The following is a 2,026-nucleotide window of genomic DNA, read 5'->3' as shown; positions in this document are numbered from 1 at the left end:
CGGGTTATCAGTTGTTGCTCATCCCTGCCGAGATAAGCCCGACGCTTTTAGCATCACATGGCCATAAGTCTATGAAGTATTACCCTCATAGCGTGATGTTTGTGCGTCAACGTGTCGCACCAAAGATATTCTCCACTTCCCGGCTTGCCAAAAGGTCTTTGACATTCTGCGTTATGGCTGTGGGTATGCCGCCCCATTTTCTGAAACGCTTCCAGATTTCGACGGAATAGGCGGCGGTCTGTTCCTCTTTCAAGAGAAGATGAAATTCGTCCATGTAGTACCGCGTGGATTTCCTTTCTGCCCGGTTGACGGTGACGCGGTTCCATACCTGGTCCTGCACAATGAGCATACCTAACTTTTTGAGCTGCTTCCCAAGCTGCTTGATGTCAAAGCAGACAAGGCGGTTATTCAGTTCCACGTTGGTACGGTGGTTAAAGACGTTAAGGCTCCCGGAAACATACAGCTCCAATGCCGCCGCGATACGCGCCGCTTCCGGCTCCGGCTGCTTCAAAAGCTCGTTGTAGAGGTCGCCCAAGATAGGCATTTTCTCCGGGTCGGGGTCTGCAAGGAAAGGGCGGTACACATTCCTAACGGCGCGGTCAATGACGGTCTTATCGACGGGCTGCAAGCCCTCCTTGCCGCCTATGACAAGCTCGCAGAGGGAAAGGATAAAGTCGGATTTCAGCGCAAGCGGGCTGTCGTCCTCGGAATAATTCAAGTTAATATCCATAGGGTTCACATACTGGGGCTTCCCGTCAATGCCCCTGCCCGTAGGGGATAAGCGTATCACCTGCCCGTCAAGCCGCTGCACAAGGGAAAAATAGTCGGCTAAGTCGGGGCGATTGCTCGCCCGTTCTCGCCTAAGAACCGTACGTGAGCGTTTCCACTCATACGGCTCAAGCATTTCATCACTCTTTCGAGCGGCTCTCAAGATAGATTCTTTGGCAGTCAGCGTGAACATACGCCATGTTTGCCACTTCCCCTTTTCCGCCACATGACTTCGGAACTTTGAAGAAGATTTCCCTCTCGTCCGAAATGTCCAGTGGCATTCCGCAGTGATAGCAACAGCCGCCCTGATTCTTCCAGATTAGTTTGAAACGTCCTGAAAGTTTCTTCATTCCCTGATTGAATTTACGTTCTTTGAAATATTCCGTATCAAGGAACGGGTTGGCTGTTTCTCTTACTTTTGTGTGTCGGACAATCGGCGTGTGGTCTACCCGTATCAGCTCTTTTGTATCCGTAGAGAATACCCAGTTTTGAGTTCCTCTGCGGTGCCAATACTTCGTAGAAATCCACCATTGTCCTTTCTTCGGATGCCGTCTTTTCGCCCATCTCCACAATAATTCGTAGAGAATATAATCCAAATGAGCAAATGCTTCGTTTGCACATACGGACTGGTGATAATTCGTCCATCCTCGGATTTGCTGGTTTAGCTTCATAATCAACACTTCCTGATTCCATGCTTTTCCACGTTTTAGTATCGTATCGGATAAGTTCCGCACGATTGCCTGTACTGATTTCTTCGACGGCTTCACAATCAGCTTTCCTCCCCATTTTCGGAATGTCCAGCCTAACATATCGAATCCGTCATTGATGTGGGTGACTACTGTTTTCTCGTCAGATAATTCCAGACCTCTTGTTTTCAGGAAATCTTTTATCAGTTCTTTTGCTTCTAAGGTGATTTCCTCCGTTGCCGCTGTGACGATGAAATCATCGGCGTAACGTACCAGATTGACCTTATGGGCGTTCTTGAACCGAATATCAACTTTCCCAAGTCTGTTTGTATGGAATCTGTCCGATAATACTTTCTGCATACCGTCTAACGCCATGTTTGCAAGAATCGGCGATATAACGCCGCCCTGTGGAGTACCGTCCTCTGTCGGGAACAATTCTCCTTTGAAAACGAATCCTGCTTTCAGGAATTGTTTCAGTACGGATTTGTCCATAGGAATATTTTCCATTAACCAGTCGTGGCTGATATTATCAAAACAGCCTTTAATATCGCCCTCTAAAACCCATTCGGGCG

General features: G+C 48.2%; 1 protein-coding gene and 1 pseudogene. Both read right to left on the bottom strand.

Features of this window, described 5'->3' with window-relative positions; genetic code table 11:
• Positions 1-121: 121 nt before the first annotated feature.
• Positions 122-829: pseudogene (locus FYJ45_RS29230) on the bottom strand (VirB4-like conjugal transfer ATPase, CD1110 family); the annotation flags it as partial.
• A gap of 79 nt (positions 830-908) precedes the next feature.
• Positions 909-2,026 (bottom strand): reverse transcriptase domain-containing protein (locus tag FYJ45_RS29225; protein ID WP_154468417.1); only part of this gene is annotated, 1,118 nt, incomplete at its 5' end.

Source organism: Eisenbergiella porci, assembly GCF_009696275.1.
Taxonomy (GTDB): Bacteria; Bacillota; Clostridia; order Lachnospirales; family Lachnospiraceae; genus Eisenbergiella; species Eisenbergiella porci.
This window is presented reverse-complemented; position numbering and strand designations above follow the sequence as displayed.